The sequence below is a fragment of the Streptomyces vinaceus genome (assembly GCF_008704935.1).
GTDB lineage: Bacteria > Actinomycetota > Actinomycetes > Streptomycetales > Streptomycetaceae > Streptomyces > Streptomyces vinaceus.
Genome location: NZ_CP023692.1, coordinates 3100354 through 3118248, shown reverse-complemented (window position 1 = coordinate 3118248; position 17895 = coordinate 3100354). Strand labels below are relative to the sequence as shown.

The following is a 17895-nucleotide window of genomic DNA, read 5'->3' as shown; positions in this document are numbered from 1 at the left end:
CGACCGGCACACCGGCACGCCGGCATGAACGCAGATCCGAAGTCCGAAGGTGGAAGGCACTACCCATGGTCCAGATCAAGACCCCCGAGCAGATCGCGAAGATGCGCGAGGCAGGGCTGGTCGTCGCCGCGATCCACGCGGCGACCCGTGAGGCGGCCGTACCCGGCGCCACGACGCGGGATCTGGACATGGTGGCCCGCAAGGTCATCGCGGATGCCGGGGCCAAGTCGAACTTCCTCGGCTACGGCGGCTTCCCCGCGACGATCTGCACGTCCGTGAACGAGGTCGTCGTCCACGGCATCCCGGACGACAAGACGGTCCTCAAGGACGGCGACGTCATCTCGATCGACGCCGGCGCGATCGTCGACGGCTGGCACGGGGACGCCGCGTACACGGCCTTCGTGGGCACGGGTCACGCTCCGGAGCTGATCGAGCTCTCCCGGGTGACCGAGGAGTCGATGTGGGCCGGCATCGCCGCGATGAAGCTCGGCAACCGCCTCGTGGACATCTCCAAGGCGATCGAGGGCTACATCCGCCGCCAGCCGCGTCCGGCGACCGGCAAGTACGGGATCATCGAGGACTACGGCGGCCACGGCATCGGGTCCGAGATGCACATGGACCCCCACCTGCTGAACTACGTCTCCCGCAAGCGCGGCAAGGGCATCAAGCTGGTCCCGGGCGTCTGCCTGGCGATCGAGCCCATGGTGTCCCTGGGCACGCCCCAGACGGAGGTCCTGGCGGACGACTGGACGGTCATCACCACGGACGGGACTTGGTCCTCGCACTGGGAGCACTCCATCGCCCTGACCGAGGCGGGGCCCATCGTCCTGACGAGCCCGGACTGCGGCAAGGCGAAGCTGGCCGAGTACGGCGTGACGACCGCGCCGGACCCGCTCGGTTAATGATCTACGCTGTGGGGCAAACTTTCCGGATTCGTCTTTCTGGGTGCCCTGACGTAGACTGACTCGTCGGCTCCTTTGCACCCGCATGTCTTCATGCGAAGCAGGGAGCTGATCAAGGTAGCCGATTCGAAGGGCGAAGCGTGGCCAAGAAGCAAGGTGCCATCGAAATCGAGGGCACCGTGATCGAGTCCCTCCCGAACGCGATGTTCAAGGTGGAACTGCAGAACGGTCACAAGGTCCTCGCGCACATCAGCGGCAAGATGCGTATGCACTACATCCGCATCCTCCCGGATGACCGGGTCGTTGTGGAGCTGTCTCCGTACGACCTGACGCGTGGCCGGATCGTCTACCGATACAAGTAGATCTTGTCCTCACTCCTGCCTGGGCGGACGTCCCGGTGCGGGTGGTGGCACTGACCCGGAGAACCTCACCAACATGAAGGTCAAGCCGAGCGTCAAGAAGATCTGCGACAAGTGCAAGGTGATCCGCCGTCACGGCCGGGTCATGGTCATCTGCGACAACCTGCGCCACAAGCAGCGCCAGGGCTGACGCACGCCGACCGACCTGCCTTCCGCAGTTCTTCGCGCGACGTAAGAAAACGTACATACGCAGAGCCCGCCCAGCCCTGAGAGGGGCCGGCGGCACCTCCGGCGGGGGCCGGGGACCCGGACGTACCACCACCCATCAGGTGTGGTCGGCGGTCGGGAGTGGTTCTGCGGAAGACCCCCGAACACACAGGAGCCATTGAATGGCACGCGTTTCCGGTGTTGACATCCCGCGCGAAAAGCGTGTGGAGATCGCACTCACCTACGTCTTCGGTATCGGGCGCACCCGGTCCAAGGAGATCCTCGCCTCCACCGGCGTGAACCCGAACACCCGCGTTCGTGACCTGGCCGAAGAGGACCTCGTCAAGATCCGCGAGTACGTGGACGCCAACCTCCGTACCGAGGGTGACCTCCGCCGCGAGATCCAGGGCGACATCCGCCGCAAGATCGAGATCCAGTGCTACCAGGGTATCCGCCACCGTCGCGGCCTCCCGGTGCACGGTCAGCGCACCAGCACGAACGCGCGTACCCGCAAGGGCCCGCGTCGCGCGATCGCCGGTAAGAAGAAGCCGGGCAAGAAGTAGTCCTGTTCAGCGGTCTTGCGCTGTAGGACCGACCACCTCCCGTAGGAGATTTAGATGCCCCCCAAGGGTCGTCAGGGCGCTGCCAAGAAGGTGCGCCGCAAGGAAAAGAAGAACGTCGCTCACGGGCACGCCCACATCAAGAGCACGTTCAACAACACGATCGTCTCGATCACGGACCCCTCGGGCAACGTGATCTCCTGGGCCTCCGCCGGCCACGTCGGCTTCAAGGGCTCGCGCAAGTCCACCCCCTTCGCCGCGCAGATGGCCGCCGAGTCGGCCGCCCGCCGCGCGCAGGAGCACGGCATGCGCAAGGTCGACGTCTTCGTCAAGGGTCCCGGCTCCGGCCGTGAGACCGCGATCCGCTCCCTCCAGGCCACCGGCCTGGAGGTCGGCTCGATCCAGGACGTCACCCCCACCCCGCACAACGGCTGCCGCCCGCCGAAGCGCCGCCGCGTCTGACGCAGCGGACGCACCTGTGCGTCTTTGAGTGTCCGGGCGGTACGAACCCCTTCGGGGGGACGTGCCGCCCGTACCCTTGCAGTACCTGGCTTTACCCGTCGGGCGTCAAATAGTGGGCGTCCACGACTGAAGGAACACACATGCTTATCGCTCAGCGTCCTTCGCTGACCGAAGAGGTCGTCGACGAGTACCGCTCGCGGTTCGTGATCGAGCCGCTGGAGCCGGGCTTCGGCTACACCCTCGGCAACTCGCTTCGCCGTACGCTCCTGTCCTCGATCCCGGGTGCCGCTGTCACCAGCATCCGCGTGGACGGCGTCCTGCACGAGTTCACCACCGTGCCCGGTGTGAAGGAAGACGTCACCGACATCATCCTCAACATCAAGCAGCTGGTCGTCTCCTCGGAGCACGACGAGCCGGTCGTGATGTACCTGCGCAAGCAGGGTCCCGGCCTGGTCACCGCTGCCGACATCGCGCCCCCGGCCGGTGTCGAGGTGCACAACCCGGACCTGGTCCTCGCCACGCTCAACGGCAAGGGCAAGCTGGAGATGGAGCTGACCGTCGAGCGCGGTCGCGGCTACGTCTCCGCCGTCCAGAACAAGCAGCTGGGCCAGGAGATCGGCCGCATCCCGGTCGACTCCATCTACAGCCCGGTCCTCAAGGTCACCTACAAGGTCGAGGCGACCCGAGTCGAGCAGCGCACCGACTTCGACAAGCTCATCGTCGACGTCGAGACCAAGCAGGCCATGCGCCCGCGCGACGCCATGGCGTCCGCCGGCAAGACCCTGGTCGAGCTGTTCGGTCTGGCGCGCGAGCTCAACATCGACGCCGAGGGCATCGACATGGGCCCGTCCCCGACGGACGCCGCCCTGGCCGCCGACCTGGCGCTGCCGATCGAGGAGCTCGAGCTCACCGTTCGGTCGTACAACTGCCTCAAGCGCGAGGGCATCCACTCCGTGGGTGAGCTCGTCGCCCGCTCCGAGGCCGACCTGCTCGACATCCGCAACTTCGGTGCGAAGTCGATCGACGAGGTCAAGGCGAAGCTGGCCGGCATGGGCCTGGCCCTCAAGGACAGCCCGCCCGGATTCGACCCGACCGCCGCCGCCGACGCCTTCGGCGCCGACGACGACGCGGACGCCGGTTTCGTCGAGACCGAGCAGTACTGAGCCTCCCGGCTCATCCCGTAGCACTTTCCCGGGGCAGCCGCCCCGGGGGAACTGACACCGGTACCTGACACGGCCGGTGCAGATATGAAGGAGTAACACCATGCCGCGTCCCGCAAAGGGTGCCCGTCTGGGCGGCTCCGCCGCGCACGAGAAGCACCTTCTCGCGAACCTCGCGAAGGCGCTCTTCGAGCACGGCCGCATCACCACCACCGAGGCCAAGGCCCGCCGCCTGCGTCCCTACGCCGAGCGTCTGGTCACCAAGGCCAAGAAGGGCGACATCCACAACCGTCGCCTGGTGCTGCAGACGATCACGGACAAGAGCATCGTGCACACGCTGTTCACCGAGATCGCCCCGCGCTACGAGAACCGCCCCGGTGGTTACACGCGCATCACCAAGATCGGCAACCGTCGTGGCGACAACGCCCCGATGGCCGTGATCGAGCTGGTCGAGGCCCTCACGGTCGCCCAGCAGGCCACTGGTGAGGCCGAGGCCGCCACCAAGCGCGCCGCGAAGGACGCCGAGGCCGTGGCCGAGGCTCCCGCCGCTGAGGAGACCAAGGAGGCCTGATCCCGCTCCGGGATCGAGCTTGCTTGATCGGCTCTGAACGGGCCCGCCCCTTCCCGGGGCGGGCCCTTTCTGCGTTTCCGTACGTTCTTGAGCTTCTGAGAGGATCGGTCACGTGAGTGACGAGGTGGAGCCCGGGCACGTCCGGGTACGGCTGGACCTTTCGTACGACGGCAAGGACTTCTCCGGCTGGGCGAAGCAGCGCGTGCTGCGCACCGTCCAGGGCGAGCTGGAGTCGGCCCTGCAGACCGTGATGCGGCTGCCGGACCCGGTCGAGCTGACCGTGGCCGGGCGGACCGACGCCGGCGTGCACGCGCGCGGGCAGGTCGCGCAGTTCGACGTACGCGACGAGGTGTGGGCCGAGCACCACGACAAGCTGCTGCGCCGCCTCGCGGGCCGGCTGCCGCACGACGTACGGGTGTGGAAGGCGGCCGAGGCCCCCGAGGGCTTCAACGCACGGTTCTCCGCCATCTGGCGCCGGTACGCCTACCGCGTCGGCGACCACCAGGGGGGCGTCGACCCGCTGCGCCGCGGGCACGTGCTGTGGCACCAGTGGCCGCTCGACGTGGACGCCATGAACGAGGCCGCCGCCGCGCTGCTCGGCGAGCACGACTTCGCCGCGTACTGCAAGAAGCGCGAGGGCGCCACGACCATCCGCACCCTCCAGCAGCTCAGCTGGGAGCGCGGCGAGGACGGGATCGTCACGGCGACCGTGCGCGCCGACGCCTTCTGCCACAACATGGTCCGCTCGCTGGTCGGCGCCCTGCTGCACGTCGGTGACGGGCACCGGCCGACCGACTGGCCGGGCAAGGTGCTGCGGGCCGCCGTACGGGACTCCTCGGTGCACGTGGTGAAGCCGCACGGGCTGACCCTGGAGGAGGTCGGCTACCCGGCGGACGAGCTGCTGGCCGCCCGCAGCAAGGAGGCCCGCAACATGCGCACCCTGCCGGGCGCCGGCTGCTGCTGACCGGCCGGCGGCCGCCGCCGAATCCGTTTGGGCGGATCGGCGCCGGGCCTGGACAATGCCCCGCATGGGACATCTCGAAGCCAGCCACCTGGAGTACTACCTTCCCGACGGGCGGGTCCTGCTCCCCGACGTCTCCTTCCGCGTGGGGGAGGGGTCGGTCGTCGCCCTCGTCGGGGCGAACGGCGCCGGCAAGTCCACCCTGCTGAAGCTGGTCTCCGGCGAGCTCCAGCCGCACGGCGGCGGGGTCACCGTGAGCGGCGGCCTCGGTGTGATGTCGCAGTTCGTGGGCTCGGTACGGGACGAGACGACCGTACGTGACCTGCTGGTCTCGGTGGCCCAGCCGCGGATCCGCGAGGCCGCGAAGGCCGTCGACCACGCCGAGCACCTGATCATGACGGTGGACGACGAGTCCGCGCAGATGGCGTACGCGCAGGCGCTCAGCGACTGGGCCGACGTCCAGGGCTACGAGGCCGAGACGCTGTGGGACGTCTGCACCATGGCGGCGCTGGCCGTCCCGTACGACGCCGCGCAGTTCCGCGAGGTGCGCACGCTGTCGGGCGGTGAGCAGAAGCGGCTCGTGCTGGAGGCGCTGCTGCGCGGGCCGGACGAGGTGCTGCTGCTGGACGAGCCGGACAACTACCTGGACGTCCCGGGCAAGCGGTGGCTGGAGGAACAGCTCAAGGCCACCCGCAAGACCGTGCTCTTCGTCTCCCACGACCGGGAGCTGCTGTCGCGGGCGGCCGAGAAGATCATCAGCCTGGAGCCGAGCCCCACGGGCACGGACGTGTGGGTGCACGGCTCGGGCTTCGACACGTACCACGAGGCCCGCAAGGAGCGCTTCGCGCGCTTCGAGGAGCTCAAGCGGCGCTGGGACGAGGAGCACGCCCGGCTGAAGGCGCTGGTCCTGCGGCTGCGCAACCAGGCCGCGAGCAGCCCCGACATGGCCTCGCGCTACCGGGCGATGCAGACGCGCTTCCAGAAGTTCGAGGAGGCGGGTCCGCCGCCGGAGCCGCCGCGGGAGCAGGACATCAAGATGCGCCTGAAGGGCGGCCGGACCGGCGTGCGCGCGCTGACCGTGGAGAACCTTGAGCTCACCGGCCTGATGAAGCCGTTCTCGCTGGAGGTCTTCTACGGGGAGCGCGTCGCGGTGCTCGGCTCGAACGGCTCCGGGAAATCGCACTTCCTGCGGCTGCTGGCGGGCGAGGACGTCAAGCACACGGGCGGCTTCAAGCTGGGCGCACGGGTGGTTCCCGGTCATTTCGCGCAGACCCACGCGCACCCCGAGCTGTTCGGGCGCACGCTCGTCGACATCCTGTGGACGGAGGCGGCGAAGCCGCTCGGGCCCGCCATGGCCGTCCTGCGCCGGTACGAGCTGGAGCGGCAGGGGGAGCAGCCGTTCGAGCGGCTGTCGGGCGGGCAGCAGGCGCGTTTCCAGATCCTGCTGCTGGAGCTGGCCGGCACCACGGCGCTGCTCCTGGACGAGCCCACGGACAACCTGGACCTGGAGTCGGCGGAGGCCCTCCAGGACGGCCTGGAGTCGTACGAGGGCACTGTGCTCTGCGTCACGCACGACCGGTGGTTCGCGCGGACATTTGACCGTTTCCTGGTCTTCGGTTCCGACGGTGTTGTGCGAGAGACTCAGGGACCCGTCTGGGACGAACGTAGGGTCGAGCGCAAGCGCTAGGGGGAGACGGCCCCCTCGGTCGGAGTGAGGGGGAGGCGTTGTGGGCCTGTGGCCTGGCATCTGGCTCATGAAGCGGGAGAAGCACGGCTTCGGCGACCGGCTGCTCGACTGGCTGCTGCGGCCCGCCTCCCGGCCCTGGCAGCTGCTCTCCCTCGCGGTGGTCCTGGGGGTCTGCGTCTCCACGAGCCTGCGGGAGAACTGGGGCTCCGACAACGCCTTCGTGGTCAAGGCGGCGCAGACGCTGCTGGCCGGCGGGTCGCCGTACGAGGACAAGCGCTTCCTGTACCTGCCCAGCGCCGTCCTGATGGCCGTTCCCGAGGCGCTGCTGCCGACGGCGGTGCTGCGCTGGACCCTGCCGGTCGCGATGTCCGGGCTGCTGGGCATCGGGTGGCTGGCCGCGCTGCGGATGTTCTCGGTGCCGCTGCGCTCGCGTTTCGCGGTCGTCGGTTTCCCGGTGCTGGCCCTGGCCTACAAGCCCTACGTGAACCTCGTGCTGATCGGCAACTGGACGTCGATCTCGGCGGCCGCACTGCCGGTGGCGCTGCTGCTCGCGCACCGGCGGTCCTGGGCGGCCGCCGGGCTGGTGGTGGGGCTGGCCATCGCCTGCAAGCCGATGCTGGTGCCGGTCGGGCTGGTCTTCGTCCTGGCCAGGCAGTGGCGGGGGCTGGCCGTGGCCGTGCTCGTGCCGCTGGGGATGTCGCTGCTCGGGGCGCTGATGATGCCCAGCCCGACGCTGTTCTTCACCAAGACCCTGCCGTTCCTGCTCCAGGGGCAGGACGCGTACGCGCTGCCCTGGGACGCCTCGCCGATAGCGGTGCTGCCCCGGCTGGGGGTGCCGGGGCCGGTGGCGGTCGTGGTGGCCTTCGCGGGGGCCGGGGCGGGGCTGTGGGCCGCCCGGACGCGGTGGCGGCGTACCGAGCAGGAGACGGACGGGGGAGAACTGCGGCTCGTGGAGACGGCCTGCATGGTGATGCTCGCCGCATTTCTGGTCTCCCGGCCCTCCTTCGACCACTACCTGCTGGTGGTGCTGCCGCTGCTGCTCGCGTCGGCGGTGCGGCCTGGCTCGATGCCCCGTTCCCCCTGGTTCTGGCTGGCCCTGACGCCCCAGGTGGCGCTCCTGCCGTGGCCCTCCGAGCTGGCCCACAAGCGGCGCGCGTTCAAGGACTGCGCCACCCTGTGCGGGCTCGCGATCCTGCTGGTGCGTCGTGCGCTGCGCTCCACTCGGGTTACCCTGGAGCCTGTAACAACTGCGGGGTCCCCACCCAGGACCGAACCGGAGTGCGCCGCGACGCCAGCAGAATCGGCATCGCGGACCGCGTTTTGACCCGTACGGGTCTGCTTGGGTATCCTGCTGGTTTGTTATGCGTATTGGCTTTCTCATTCTCACGTGAAAGGGCCTTACGCCGGTCCACCGGACCGATGACCAGCGGTTCACACGGGTTGCGTCCCCGATGTGGACGAGGGCTGTCGTGATCGTCCGTGGTGACCCTGTCAGGACCTTCCCGTGGGGGGCTCGTGCCGCCCTGGGATACCACCACTGAAGAAGCGAAGGCATACGCGTGCGTACGTTCAGCCCCAAGCCCGGCGACATCTCGCGCCAGTGGCTCGTCATCGACGCCCAGGACGTTGTCCTCGGCCGTCTGGCGACCCAGGCAGCTGCCCTCCTGCGCGGCAAGCACAAGCCGACCTATGCGCCTCACATGGACATGGGCGACTTCGTCGTCATCATCAACGCCGACAAGGTTCACCTGTCCGGCAACAAGGCGTCGCAGAAGATGGCGTACCGCCACTCCGGCTTCCCGGGCGGTCTCCGCTCCGTGCGTTACGACGACCTCCTGGCGAACAACCCGGAGAAGGCCGTCGAGAAGGCCGTCAAGGGCATGCTCCCCAAGAACACCCTGGGCCGTCAGATGCTCTCGAAGCTGAAGGTCTACTCGGGCGACCAGCACCCCCACGCTGCCCAGCAGCCGGTGCCGTTCGAGATCACCCAGGTCGCGCAGTAGTTCCGGCCACCCCCTAAGACGTAGAAAATTCTGAGGAGCATCGTGGCCGAGACCACCGCCGAGACCCCCGTCGAAGAGTTCGAGGGCGTCGAGGAGTACACCACCGAGTCTGAGGTCGTCGTCGAGGGCGACTACACCTCCGAGTCCCTTGCCGGCCGCTTCGGCGACCCCCAGCCGGCCGCCGGCCTGGGCCGTCGCAAGAACGCCATCGCCCGCGTCCGGATCGTTCCGGGCACCGGCAAGTGGAAGATCAACGGTCGCACCCTTGAGGACTACTTCCCCAACAAGGTGCACCAGCAGGAAGTCAACGAGCCGTTCAAGCTCCTTGAGCTCGACGGTCGCTACGACATCATCGCCCGCATCGCGGGTGGCGGCGTCTCCGGCCAGGCCGGCGCCCTGCGCCTCGGCGTGGCCCGTGCCCTGAACGAGGCCGACGTCGACAACAACCGCCCGGCGCTGAAGAAGGCCGGCTTCCTTTCCCGCGACGACCGTGCGGTCGAGCGCAAGAAGGCCGGTCTCAAGAAGGCCCGTAAGGCTCCGCAGTACAGCAAGCGTTAATCTGCGCCTGCTGTTCAGCAACAACCGCCCCGGCAGCACTCTCCGTGCTGCCGGGGCGGTTCGTTTACCGCCACAAGCGGCAAATACATGTCACAAGCGGTCACAAACGAAGCGTGAACTCGGGAGGACAACAGTGGGACAACTCTTCGGGACGGACGGTGTACGCGGCGTCGCCAACGCGGATCTGACGGCTGAGCTCGCGCTCGGTCTCTCCGTGGCAGCTGCCCACGTACTCGCCGAGGCGGGCACCTTCGCGGGCCACCGCGCGACCGCGGTCGTGGGCCGCGACCCGCGCGCGTCCGGCGAATTCCTGGAGGCCGCGGTCGTCGCGGGCCTCGCGAGCGCGGGCGTGGACGTCCTGCGCGTCGGTGTGCTGCCCACCCCGGCGGTGGCGTATCTCACCGGTGCGCTGGGTGCCGACCTCGGCGTGATGCTCTCCGCCAGCCACAACGCGATGCCCGACAACGGCATCAAGTTCTTCGCCCGCGGCGGCCACAAGCTGGCCGACGAGCTGGAGGACCGCATCGAGGCCGTGTACGCGGAGCACCGCACCGGAGCCCCGTGGGACCGGCCGACCGGCGCCGGCGTCGGCCGCGTCTCCGACTACGACGAGGGCTTCGACAAGTACGTCGCCCACCTCATCGGCGTCCTCCCGAACCGCATCGAAGGCCTCAAGATCGTCCTGGACGAGGCGCACGGCGCCGCCGCCCGCGTCTCGCCCGAGGCCTTCGCCCGGGCGGGTGCCGAGGTCGTCACCATCGGCGCCGAGCCCGACGGCCTCAACATCAACGAGGGGTGCGGCTCCACCCACCTGGAACTGCTCAAGCAGGCCGTGGTCGAGCACGGCGCCGACTTCGGCATCGCGCACGACGGTGACGCGGACCGCTGCCTCGCGGTCGACGCCACCGGCGCGGAGATCGACGGCGACCAGATCCTCGCGGTCCTCGCCCTGGCCATGCGCGAGGCCGGCCAGCTGCGCGGCAACACCGTCGTCGGCACCGTGATGTCCAACCTCGGCTTCAAGCTGGCCATGGAGGGCGAGGGCATCGGCGTCGTGCAGACCGGTGTCGGTGACCGGTACGTGCTGGAGTCGATGAAGGAGCACGGCTACGCGCTCGGCGGCGAGCAGTCGGGCCACGTGATCATCCTCGACCACGCCACGACCGGCGACGGCACGCTGACCGGCCTGATGCTGGCGGCCCGCGTCGCGGCCACGGGCCGCTCGCTCGCCGAGCTCGCGGGCGTCATGCGCCGCCTGCCGCAGGTGCTGATCAACGTCCCCGACGTGGACAAGTCCCGGGTGGCGACCTCCGGCGAGCTGGCCGCGGCCGTCGCCGACGCCGAGCGGGAGCTGGGCTCGACCGGACGGGTGCTGCTCCGTCCGTCGGGTACCGAGCCGCTCGTACGGGTGATGGTCGAGGCCGCCGACATCGAGCAGGCCCGCGCGGTCGCCGGCCGGCTCGCGGACGCCGTGAAGTCGGCGCTCGGCTAGCTCGGCCGGCTCGGCCGGCTCGGCCAGTTCGGCTCGTCGGTTTCGGCTCGCGGCCCCGGCTCGCTGCCCTGTACGTCGGCCCCGTCCTCCCGGAGGACGGGGCCGACGCCGTTCGCCGTGGCGCTCAGGCTTTGGGCCGCCGCGCCCAGCGGCCGCGCTGGGTGGCCCACAGCGCCTTCTGCCCGTACAGGGTCAGGACGCCGGCCAGCATGATCCCGCCCAGGTTGAGCAGCAGCTGCTCCGCGGATCCCCACATCTGGGCGAACTCGCCGTAGCTGAGCGCCACGGCGGCGTTCGCCCCGGCCGGGACGGTGGTCACCGAGATCGCCACGCCCACCAGCGCCCCCGACTTCGCGGAGGTGAGGGAGAGCACCCCGGCGATCCCCGCGAGCAGCGACACCACGAACGAGAACGGGTCCGGCTTCCAGATGAAGCCGGTGTTCGGGCGGGGGCTGTCGAGCATGCTCATGTGGAACTGGCCGATCGCGTCCATCCCCAGGCTGAACACGGTGGTGGCGGCGATCGCGACGGCGAAGCCGATCAGCAGGGCCGTGAGGGAGCGCAGCGCGAGCCGCGGCCGGCGCTGCACCACGCCGGTACAGACCCCGGCGAGCGGACCGAACTCGGGGCCGACCGCCATGGCGCCCACGATCAGGATCGCGTTGTCCAGGACCACACCGCACGCCGCGATCATCGTCGCGAGGATCATGAACGCGACGTACGTGATGGTGAGGGTGGACTCCTCGTGGGTGGCCTCCGTCAGCTGCTCCCACAGCACGGCGTCGGCGGCCTCGCCCGGGGCCTCCTCCTCGGCCGCGTCGGCCCGCCGCGACAGCGACAGGTCGATGTTCTCGACGGCGATCGAGCCGTCCTCCTCAAGGCCCAGCCGCCGCAGCTCGCCCAGCAGCTCGTCCCCCGCCTCGCGGGCGACGTCGCACATCACCACGTCGCCGCGGGGGTCGCGGGCGGCGCCCGGCAGTACGACCAGGTGGGTGGTGCCGACCGTCGATTCGACGGCCGCGACCACCGCCTCGGTCCGGTCCGCCGGGGTGATCAACCGTAGGTGCAGCATGGCCGCACCCTAGTGCCCGGCGGTCAGAGCTTGCGGAGGCTGAGCTTCTGGACCTTGTGGTCCGGGCCCTTGCGGACGACGAGCGTGGCGCGGCCGCGGGTCGGGGCGACGTTCTCCAGGAGGTTCGGCTTGTTGATCGTGCGCCACATGGTCTGCGCGTACTCCATGGCCTCCTCCTCGGAGACCTGGGTGTACTTGCGGAAGTAGGAGAACGGGTTCTGGAACGCGGTCTCGCGCAGCTTCCGGAACCGGTTGAGGTACCAGCGCTCGATGTCCTCGGGCCGGGCGTCCACGTACACGCTGAAGTCGAAGTAGTCGGCGAGTGCGACGCGCGTACGGCCGTCCTTGCCGGGCAGGGCCGGCTGGAGGACGTTGAGCCCCTCGACGATCAGGATGTCGGGGCGGCGTACGACGAGCTGCTCGCCGGGGACGATGTCGTAGATCAGGTGCGAGTAGACCGGGGCGCTGACCTCGTCCTTGCCCGCCTTGATGTCCGCGACGAAGCGGGTGAGGGCGCGGCGGTCGTACGACTCCGGGAAGCCCTTGCGGGCGGTCAGCCCGCGCCGCTGGAGCTCCTTCATGGGGTAGAGGAACCCGTCGGTGGTGACCAGCTCGACGCGGGGGTGCTCGGGCCAGCGGGCGAGCAGGGCCTGGAGCAGACGGGCCACGGTGGACTTGCCGACGGCCACGGAGCCGGCGACCCCTATGACGAAGGGGGTGCCCTGCTGGGCGCCGTGGCCGTTGCCGGCATCGCCGAGGAAGGTGTTGAGGGTGCCGCGGAGGTTGCTCGTGGCGCCGACGTAGAGGTTGAGGAGCCGGGAGAGCGGGAGGTAGACGTCCCGGACCTCGTCGAGGTCGATGACGTCGCCGAGGCCGCGCAGGCGCTCGACCTCGTCGGCCGTCAGGGGGAGCGGGGTCCGCTCGCGCAGCGCGCTCCACTCGTCGCGGGTGAGGTCGACGTACGGGGAGACCTCGGCCCGGCGGTGGGGTCGCTCGGGGCGGTCGGAGCGCTCCATCGCGTTCTCCGGCGGCGTGCTTCGTGGCGGCGAAGTGATCACACCCCATTGTCGGGCCTGCCGCTCGGTTGCGGGTGGTGTGGTAGGTCACGTGGCGGACGCCCGCGGCGGGGCGCGGGATATCGCCCTGGTCACGATTGGCGCCGCGCGGCGGAAAGGGGCGTTCCTTGATCGGACGGCCCCGTAGATTTGCCGGTCGATGCGGCTCGGCCCAGGCCTGGTGCCGCTGTTTTCGTTGTTGTGTGTTCTGGGGGGATCTTTCGTGCGTAACACCCTTGTCCGTCGTACCGTCCTGACCGCTTCCGCGGTGTCCCTGGCGCTGCTGGCCACCGCCTGCGGCTCCGACAAGGCGGACGACAAGAAGGCGGACGCCAAGCCGTCCGCCGCCGCTTCCTCCGCCGCCGCGGCCCCGGCCGCGAAGGGGAAGACGGACGCCGAGGTGACGGCCCTGGTCGTCACCCAGGCGGACCTGCCGGACCAGATCGTCTCCGCCGAGGGCGCCGCGAAGGCCGCCGGCGAATCGGCCGGGGCCACGGTCGACAAGGCCGAGTGCAAGCCGCTGATGCAGGCCCAGTCGGGCCAGAAGGTGGGCGCCGCGACCGGTATCGGCCGTACGACGGCCAAGGCCAAGCCGAAGGAGGCGGCCGCCGGCGCCTCGGCCGAGGACAAGCTGAAGGCGGGCCTGGAGGCGCTCGGCGCCACCCAGACGCTGGTCAGCGTCGACTCGTACGACGGGAAGGGCGCCGAGGAGGCGTTCGCCGCCCTCAAGACCGCGGCCGCGGCCTGCTCCGGCGGCTTTACGGTCACCGAGGGTGGCGAGAAGGTCAAGTACCTCGACGTCAAGCCGGGTGCCGGCGTGACCGCCGGGGACGAGGCCGCGGCCTTCACCCTGACGATGGACCTGGACGGCGGCGAGAAGTCCGTCAACCACTTCGTCGTCGCGCGCAAGGGCAACGCCCTGGCGGTCTTCTACGCCTTCGGCGTGACCGCGGAGCAGCCCAAGACCGTGATCGACGCCCAGGTCAAGAAGCTCGGCTGAACCCCGGTCGGCTGACTGGACGTCAACCCCGCTCCGGCGCGTTCGCCGGGGCGGGGTTTTCGTCTTGTTCAGGTACGGGGCAGAGCGCCGGCCACGGCGTACGCTGCGCCGTATGTGCGGAATTGTGGGTTACGTGGGAGCGCAGTCGGCGCTCGATGTGGTCATCGCCGGACTCAAGCGGCTGGAGTACCGCGGCTACGACTCGGCGGGCGTCGCCGTGCTCGCCGACGGGGACCTCGTCGCCGCCAAGAAGGCCGGAAAACTGGTCAATCTGGAGAAGGAGCTGGTCGGGCATCCGCTGCCGGCCGGCTCCACGGGTCTCGGGCACACCCGTTGGGCCACCCACGGCGGGCCCACCGACGTGAACGCCCACCCCCACCTCGACAACGCGGGCCGGGTCGCCGTCGTCCACAACGGCATCATCGAGAACTTCGCCGTCCTGCGCGACGAACTGGCCGAGCGCGGGCACCGGCTGGAGTCCGAGACGGACACCGAGGTCGTCGCCCACCTCTTGGCCGAGCGGTTCGAGTCCTGCGGTGACCTCGCGGAGGCGATGCGGCAGGTGTGCCGTCGGCTGGAGGGGGCGTTCACGCTGGTCGCGGTGCACGCCGACGCGCCGGACGTGGTGGTCGGGGCGCGCCGCAACTCCCCCCTGGTGGTGGGCGTCGGGGAGGGGGAGAACTTCCTCGCCTCGGACGTGGCCGCGTTCATCGCCCACACCCGGTCCGCCATCGAGCTGGGGCAGGACCAGGTCGTCGAGCTGCGCCGCGACGGGGTCACGGTGACCGACTTCGCCGGTGCGCCCGCGACCGTACGGGCGTACCACGTGGACTGGGACGCCTCGGCGGCCGAGAAGGGGGGGTACGACTACTTCATGCTCAAGGAGATCGCCGAGCAGCCGAAGGCCGTCGCCGACACCCTCCTGGGCAGGATCGACGCGAACGGCTCGCTGAGCCTGGACGAGGTGCGCATCCCCGTCTCGGTGCTCAGGGAGGTGGACAAGGTCGTGATCGTGGCATGCGGTACGGCCTACCACGCGGGCATGATCGCGAAGCTGGCCATCGAGCACTGGACCCGCATCCCGTGCGAAACGGAGCTGGCGAGCGAGTTCCGCTACCGCGACCCGATCCTGGACCAGCGGACGCTGGTGGTCGCGATCTCGCAGAGCGGCGAGACCATGGACACCCTGATGGCGCTGCGGCACGCGCGCGAACAGGGGGCCAAGGTGCTGGCCATCTGCAACACGAACGGCTCGACGATCCCGCGCGAATCGGACGCGGTGCTGTACACGCACGCCGGCCCGGAGGTGGCCGTCGCCTCGACGAAGGCGTTCCTGACGCAGCTGGTGGCCTGCTACCTGGTCGCGCTGTACCTCGGGCAGGTGCGGGGCACCAAGTGGGGCGACGAGATCGATGCGGTGATCCGCGAGCTGTCCGACATCGCCGGCGCCGTGGACACCGTACTGGAGACCATGGAGCCGGTCCGGGAGCTGGCGCGCTCGCTCGCGGACAAGGACACCGTGCTCTTCCTCGGCCGGCACGTCGGGTACCCGGTGGCGCTGGAGGGCGCGCTCAAGCTCAAGGAGCTGGCGTACATGCACGCCGAGGGCTTCGCGGCGGGGGAGCTCAAGCACGGCCCGATCGCGCTGATCGAACAGGACCTGCCGGTGGTGGTCGTCGTGCCCTCGCCGCGCGGGCGCTCCGTGCTGCACGACAAGATCGTGTCGAACATCCAGGAGATCCGGGCGCGCGGGGCGCGGACCATCGTCATCGCGGAGGAGGGCGACCTCGCGGTCGTCCCGTACGCCGACCACCTGATCCGCATCCCGGCGACGCCGACGCTGCTCCAGCCACTGGTGGCGACGGTCCCGCTGCAGGTCTTCGCGTGCGAACTGGCCACGGCGCGGGGGAACGAGGTGGACCAGCCGCGTAACCTCGCAAAGTCGGTGACGGTGGAGTGAGCGAAGCGAGTTGGCCTGGTGATTATCGGAGTGGGGATCGACGTTGCCGAGATCGAGCGGTTCGGTGAGTCGCTGCGCCGGACACCCCAGCTGGCGCAGCGGCTGTTCGTCGACTCCGAGTTGACGCTGCCGAGCGGCGAGCGGCGCGGAACCGCCTCGCTCGCCGCCCGGTTCGCCGCCAAGGAGGCCCTCGCCAAGGCGCTCGGCGCGCCCGGCGGGATGCTGTGGACCGACGCCGAGGTGTACGTGGAGGAGACCGGGCAGCCGCGGGTGCGGGTCTCGGGGACGGTCGAGGCCAGGGCGGTGGCGCTGGGCGTGAAGTCCTGGCACATCTCCCTGAGCCACGACGCGGGCATCGCCTCGGCCGTGGTGATCGCCGAGGGCTGAGCCGCCTTTTCGGGCAGGCTGGTCCCATGCGTACTGCTTACAGCGTGGAGACCGTACGGGCCGCCGAGCGGGAGCTGATGGCCCGGCTGCCCGAAGGCGCCCTGATGCAGCGGGCGGCGGCCGGACTGGCCGCCGTCTGCGCCGGACTGCTGGGCCGGGTGTACGGGGCGCGCGTCGTGCTTCTCGTGGGGCCCGGGGACAACGGCGGCGACGCCCTGTACGCGGGCGCCCGCCTGGCCCGGCGCGGCGCGGGGGTGACGGCCGTACCGGTGGATCCGGAGCGGGTGCACGAGGGCGGGCTGCGGGCGCTGCTGGCCGCCGGGGGCCGCCTCGCGGGGGCCGTCCCCGGCCGGGCCGACCTCGTCGTGGACGGGCTCGTCGGCATCGGCGGCCGCGGCGGGCTCCGGCCGGCGGCCGCAGCGCTGGTGGAACGGATCCCGGCCGGTGCCCCCGTCGTCGCGGTGGACCTGCCGAGCGGGGTCGACGCGGACACCGGCGAGGTGGCCGGAGCGGCCGTGCACGCCGATGTCACCGTGACCTTCGGGGCGTACAAGCCGGGGCTGCTCATCGACCCGGGGGCCTCGCGCACCGGCGCGCTGCGGCTGGTGGACATCGGGCTGTCGCTGCCGGACCCGGACGCCGAGGCCCTGCAGCACGCCGACGTGGCGGAGCTGCTGCCGGCTCCGGCGGCGGAGAGCGACAAGTACCGGCGGGGCGTGGTGGGCGTCCTCGCCGGATCGGCGCAGTACCCGGGCGCGGCGGTGCTCGCCGTCGCGGGGGCGCTGCGCGGCGGCGCGGGCGCCGTGCGCTACGTCGGCCCGGCGGCGGACGCGGTGCTGGCGCGGTACCCGGAGACGCTGATCGGGCGGGGCCGGGTGCAGGCGTGGGTGGTCGGTCCGGGGCTCGGCGAGGGCCGGGCGGCGGAGGTGGCCGAGGCCCTGGCCGACCCGGTGCCGGTGCTGGTGGACGCGGACGGGCTGCGCGGGCTGGACCCGCAGGTGCTGCGGGCCCGGCCGGCCGAGACCCTGCTGACCCCGCACGCCGGGGAGGCGGCGGCGCTGCTGGGGACCTCCCGTGAGGCGGTGGAGGCGGCCCGGCTGTCATCCGTACGGACCCTGGCGGCGCGGTACGGGGCGACCGCCCTCCTGAAGGGGTCGACGACGCTGGTGGCGCACCCCGCAGGCGGCCCGGTCCGGGTCAATCCGACGGGAACCGCGTGGCTGGCGACCGCGGGCAGCGGCGACGTGCTGTCCGGACTGGCCGGATCCCTGCTCGCCTCGGGCCTCGCGGCGGTGGACGCCGCGTCGGTGGCGGCGTACGTGCACGGCCTCGCCGGGCGCCGCGCGGCGGCCGGAGCGCCGCTCCACGCCCAGCAGATCGCGCAGTTCCTGCCGGAGGCCTGGCGCGACATCCGCGAGGAGGCCCGGTACGGCACCGGCCGCGGCGGCCACCGCGCTTGATACGTCATCAGGGGTGAAAATCATCCAGTATGTCGTTGT

The 17895-nt window shown here is 70.6% G+C and carries 19 protein-coding genes; 17 read left to right on the top strand and 2 right to left on the bottom strand.

The features are described from left to right. The first annotated feature begins 65 nt into the window (after positions 1-65). From map to glmM, 13 genes are all read left to right on the top strand, one after another. Entirely contained in the window at positions 66-902 is an 837-nt protein-coding gene (gene map / locus CP980_RS13715) for a type I methionyl aminopeptidase (RefSeq protein WP_030154708.1), read from the top strand. 140 nt (positions 903-1042) lie between these two features. Further along, positions 1043-1264, top strand: a complete 222-nt coding sequence (infA, locus tag CP980_RS13710; protein ID WP_003956442.1) for a translation initiation factor IF-1 — start codon at positions 1043-1045, stop codon at positions 1262-1264. Between the two features lie 73 nt (positions 1265-1337). After that, a complete protein-coding gene (rpmJ, locus tag CP980_RS13705; protein WP_003956441.1) occupies positions 1338-1451 on the top strand; it encodes a 50S ribosomal protein L36 in 114 nt (37 codons plus the stop codon). A 199-nt stretch (positions 1452-1650) separates the two neighbouring features. Continuing rightward, positions 1651-2031 carry a 30S ribosomal protein S13 gene (rpsM, locus tag CP980_RS13700; protein WP_007265919.1) on the top strand — a complete coding sequence of 127 codons (381 nt, stop codon included), beginning with the start codon at positions 1651-1653 and terminating at the stop codon, positions 2029-2031. Between the two features lie 54 nt (positions 2032-2085). Next, positions 2086-2490 (top strand): 30S ribosomal protein S11, encoded by a 405-nt coding sequence (gene rpsK / locus CP980_RS13695; protein WP_003956432.1) that lies wholly within the window; start codon positions 2086-2088, stop codon positions 2488-2490. Positions 2491-2630: 140 nt separating this feature from the next. Next, positions 2631-3653, top strand: a complete 1023-nt coding sequence (locus CP980_RS13690) for a DNA-directed RNA polymerase subunit alpha (RefSeq protein WP_007265920.1) — start codon at positions 2631-2633, stop codon at positions 3651-3653. 100 nt (positions 3654-3753) lie between these two features. After that, positions 3754-4221 (top strand): 50S ribosomal protein L17, encoded by a 468-nt coding sequence (gene rplQ, locus CP980_RS13685; protein WP_030298228.1) that lies wholly within the window; start codon positions 3754-3756, stop codon positions 4219-4221. 112 nt (positions 4222-4333) lie between these two features. After that, positions 4334-5185 (top strand): tRNA pseudouridine(38-40) synthase TruA, encoded by an 852-nt coding sequence (gene truA / locus CP980_RS13680; RefSeq protein ID WP_099889929.1) that lies wholly within the window; start codon positions 4334-4336, stop codon positions 5183-5185. 64 nt (positions 5186-5249) lie between these two features. Next, positions 5250-6869, top strand: a complete 1620-nt coding sequence (locus CP980_RS13675; protein ID WP_099889928.1) for an ABC-F family ATP-binding cassette domain-containing protein — start codon at positions 5250-5252, stop codon at positions 6867-6869. Positions 6870-6936: 67 nt separating this feature from the next. Then, entirely contained in the window at positions 6937-8193 is a 1257-nt protein-coding gene (locus CP980_RS13670) for a glycosyltransferase family 87 protein (protein WP_132759744.1), read from the top strand. Positions 8194-8428: 235 nt separating this feature from the next. Continuing rightward, entirely contained in the window at positions 8429-8872 is a 444-nt protein-coding gene (gene rplM, locus CP980_RS13665; RefSeq protein WP_030154717.1) for a 50S ribosomal protein L13, read from the top strand. 42 nt (positions 8873-8914) lie between these two features. Beyond that, positions 8915-9430, top strand: coding sequence for a 30S ribosomal protein S9 (gene rpsI / locus CP980_RS13660; RefSeq protein ID WP_030154718.1), 516 nt, complete (start codon positions 8915-8917; stop codon positions 9428-9430). A 133-nt stretch (positions 9431-9563) separates the two neighbouring features. Continuing rightward, positions 9564-10922 carry a phosphoglucosamine mutase gene (gene glmM / locus CP980_RS13655; RefSeq protein ID WP_132759745.1) on the top strand — a complete coding sequence of 453 codons (1359 nt, stop codon included), beginning with the start codon at positions 9564-9566 and terminating at the stop codon, positions 10920-10922. A gap of 124 nt (positions 10923-11046) precedes the next feature. On the opposite strand, the gene CP980_RS13650 is transcribed toward glmM, so the two are convergent. Then, positions 11047-11994: a DUF389 domain-containing protein gene (locus tag CP980_RS13650; protein WP_132759746.1), complete on the bottom strand. Its 948-nt coding sequence runs from the start codon at positions 11992-11994 to the stop codon at positions 11047-11049. A 23-nt stretch (positions 11995-12017) separates the two neighbouring features. Next, a complete protein-coding gene (gene coaA, locus CP980_RS13645) occupies positions 12018-13010 on the bottom strand; it encodes a type I pantothenate kinase (RefSeq protein ID WP_132759747.1) in 993 nt (330 codons plus the stop codon). Positions 13011-13272: 262 nt separating this feature from the next. Here coaA and CP980_RS13640 point away from each other — a divergent pair, with 262 nt between their 5' ends. From CP980_RS13640 to CP980_RS13625, 4 genes are all read left to right on the top strand, one after another. Beyond that, positions 13273-14049: a hypothetical protein gene (locus CP980_RS13640; protein ID WP_150528279.1), complete on the top strand. Its 777-nt coding sequence runs from the start codon at positions 13273-13275 to the stop codon at positions 14047-14049. A gap of 112 nt (positions 14050-14161) precedes the next feature. Beyond that, on the top strand, positions 14162-16009 hold the full coding sequence (gene glmS / locus CP980_RS13635) for a glutamine--fructose-6-phosphate transaminase (isomerizing) (protein ID WP_150528278.1): 1848 nt from the start codon (positions 14162-14164) through the stop codon (positions 16007-16009). A 15-nt stretch (positions 16010-16024) separates the two neighbouring features. After that, positions 16025-16396 (top strand): holo-ACP synthase, encoded by a 372-nt coding sequence (locus CP980_RS13630; RefSeq protein ID WP_048476529.1) that lies wholly within the window; start codon positions 16025-16027, stop codon positions 16394-16396. Positions 16397-16422: 26 nt separating this feature from the next. Continuing rightward, positions 16423-17856: an NAD(P)H-hydrate dehydratase gene (locus CP980_RS13625; protein ID WP_132759750.1), complete on the top strand. Its 1434-nt coding sequence runs from the start codon at positions 16423-16425 to the stop codon at positions 17854-17856. Positions 17857-17895: the final 39 nt, after the last annotated feature.

What these genes read in the sequence shown, in the direction of transcription:
- rpsK (WP_003956432.1), top strand. Translation starts at nt 2,086, where the DNA reads ATGCCCCCCAAGGGTCGTCAGGGCGCTGCCAAGAAGGTGCGCCGCAAG.
- CP980_RS13690 (WP_007265920.1), top strand. Translation starts at nt 2,631, where the DNA reads ATGCTTATCGCTCAGCGTCCTTCGCTGACCGAAGAGGTCGTCGACGAG.
- map (WP_030154708.1), top strand. Translation starts at nt 66, where the DNA reads ATGGTCCAGATCAAGACCCCCGAGCAGATCGCGAAGATGCGCGAGGCA.
- CP980_RS13675 (WP_099889928.1), top strand. Translation starts at nt 5,250, where the DNA reads ATGGGACATCTCGAAGCCAGCCACCTGGAGTACTACCTTCCCGACGGG.
- rpmJ (WP_003956441.1), top strand. Translation starts at nt 1,338, where the DNA reads ATGAAGGTCAAGCCGAGCGTCAAGAAGATCTGCGACAAGTGCAAGGTG.
- CP980_RS13650 (WP_132759746.1), bottom strand. Translation starts at nt 11,994, where the DNA reads ATGCTGCACCTACGGTTGATCACCCCGGCGGACCGGACCGAGGCGGTG.
- rpsM (WP_007265919.1), top strand. Translation starts at nt 1,651, where the DNA reads ATGGCACGCGTTTCCGGTGTTGACATCCCGCGCGAAAAGCGTGTGGAG.
- coaA (WP_132759747.1), bottom strand. Translation starts at nt 13,010, where the DNA reads ATGGAGCGCTCCGACCGCCCCGAGCGACCCCACCGCCGGGCCGAGGTC.
- CP980_RS13625 (WP_132759750.1), top strand. Translation starts at nt 16,423, where the DNA reads ATGCGTACTGCTTACAGCGTGGAGACCGTACGGGCCGCCGAGCGGGAG.
- rplQ (WP_030298228.1), top strand. Translation starts at nt 3,754, where the DNA reads ATGCCGCGTCCCGCAAAGGGTGCCCGTCTGGGCGGCTCCGCCGCGCAC.
- CP980_RS13670 (WP_132759744.1), top strand. Translation starts at nt 6,937, where the DNA reads ATGAAGCGGGAGAAGCACGGCTTCGGCGACCGGCTGCTCGACTGGCTG.
- glmS (WP_150528278.1), top strand. Translation starts at nt 14,162, where the DNA reads ATGTGCGGAATTGTGGGTTACGTGGGAGCGCAGTCGGCGCTCGATGTG.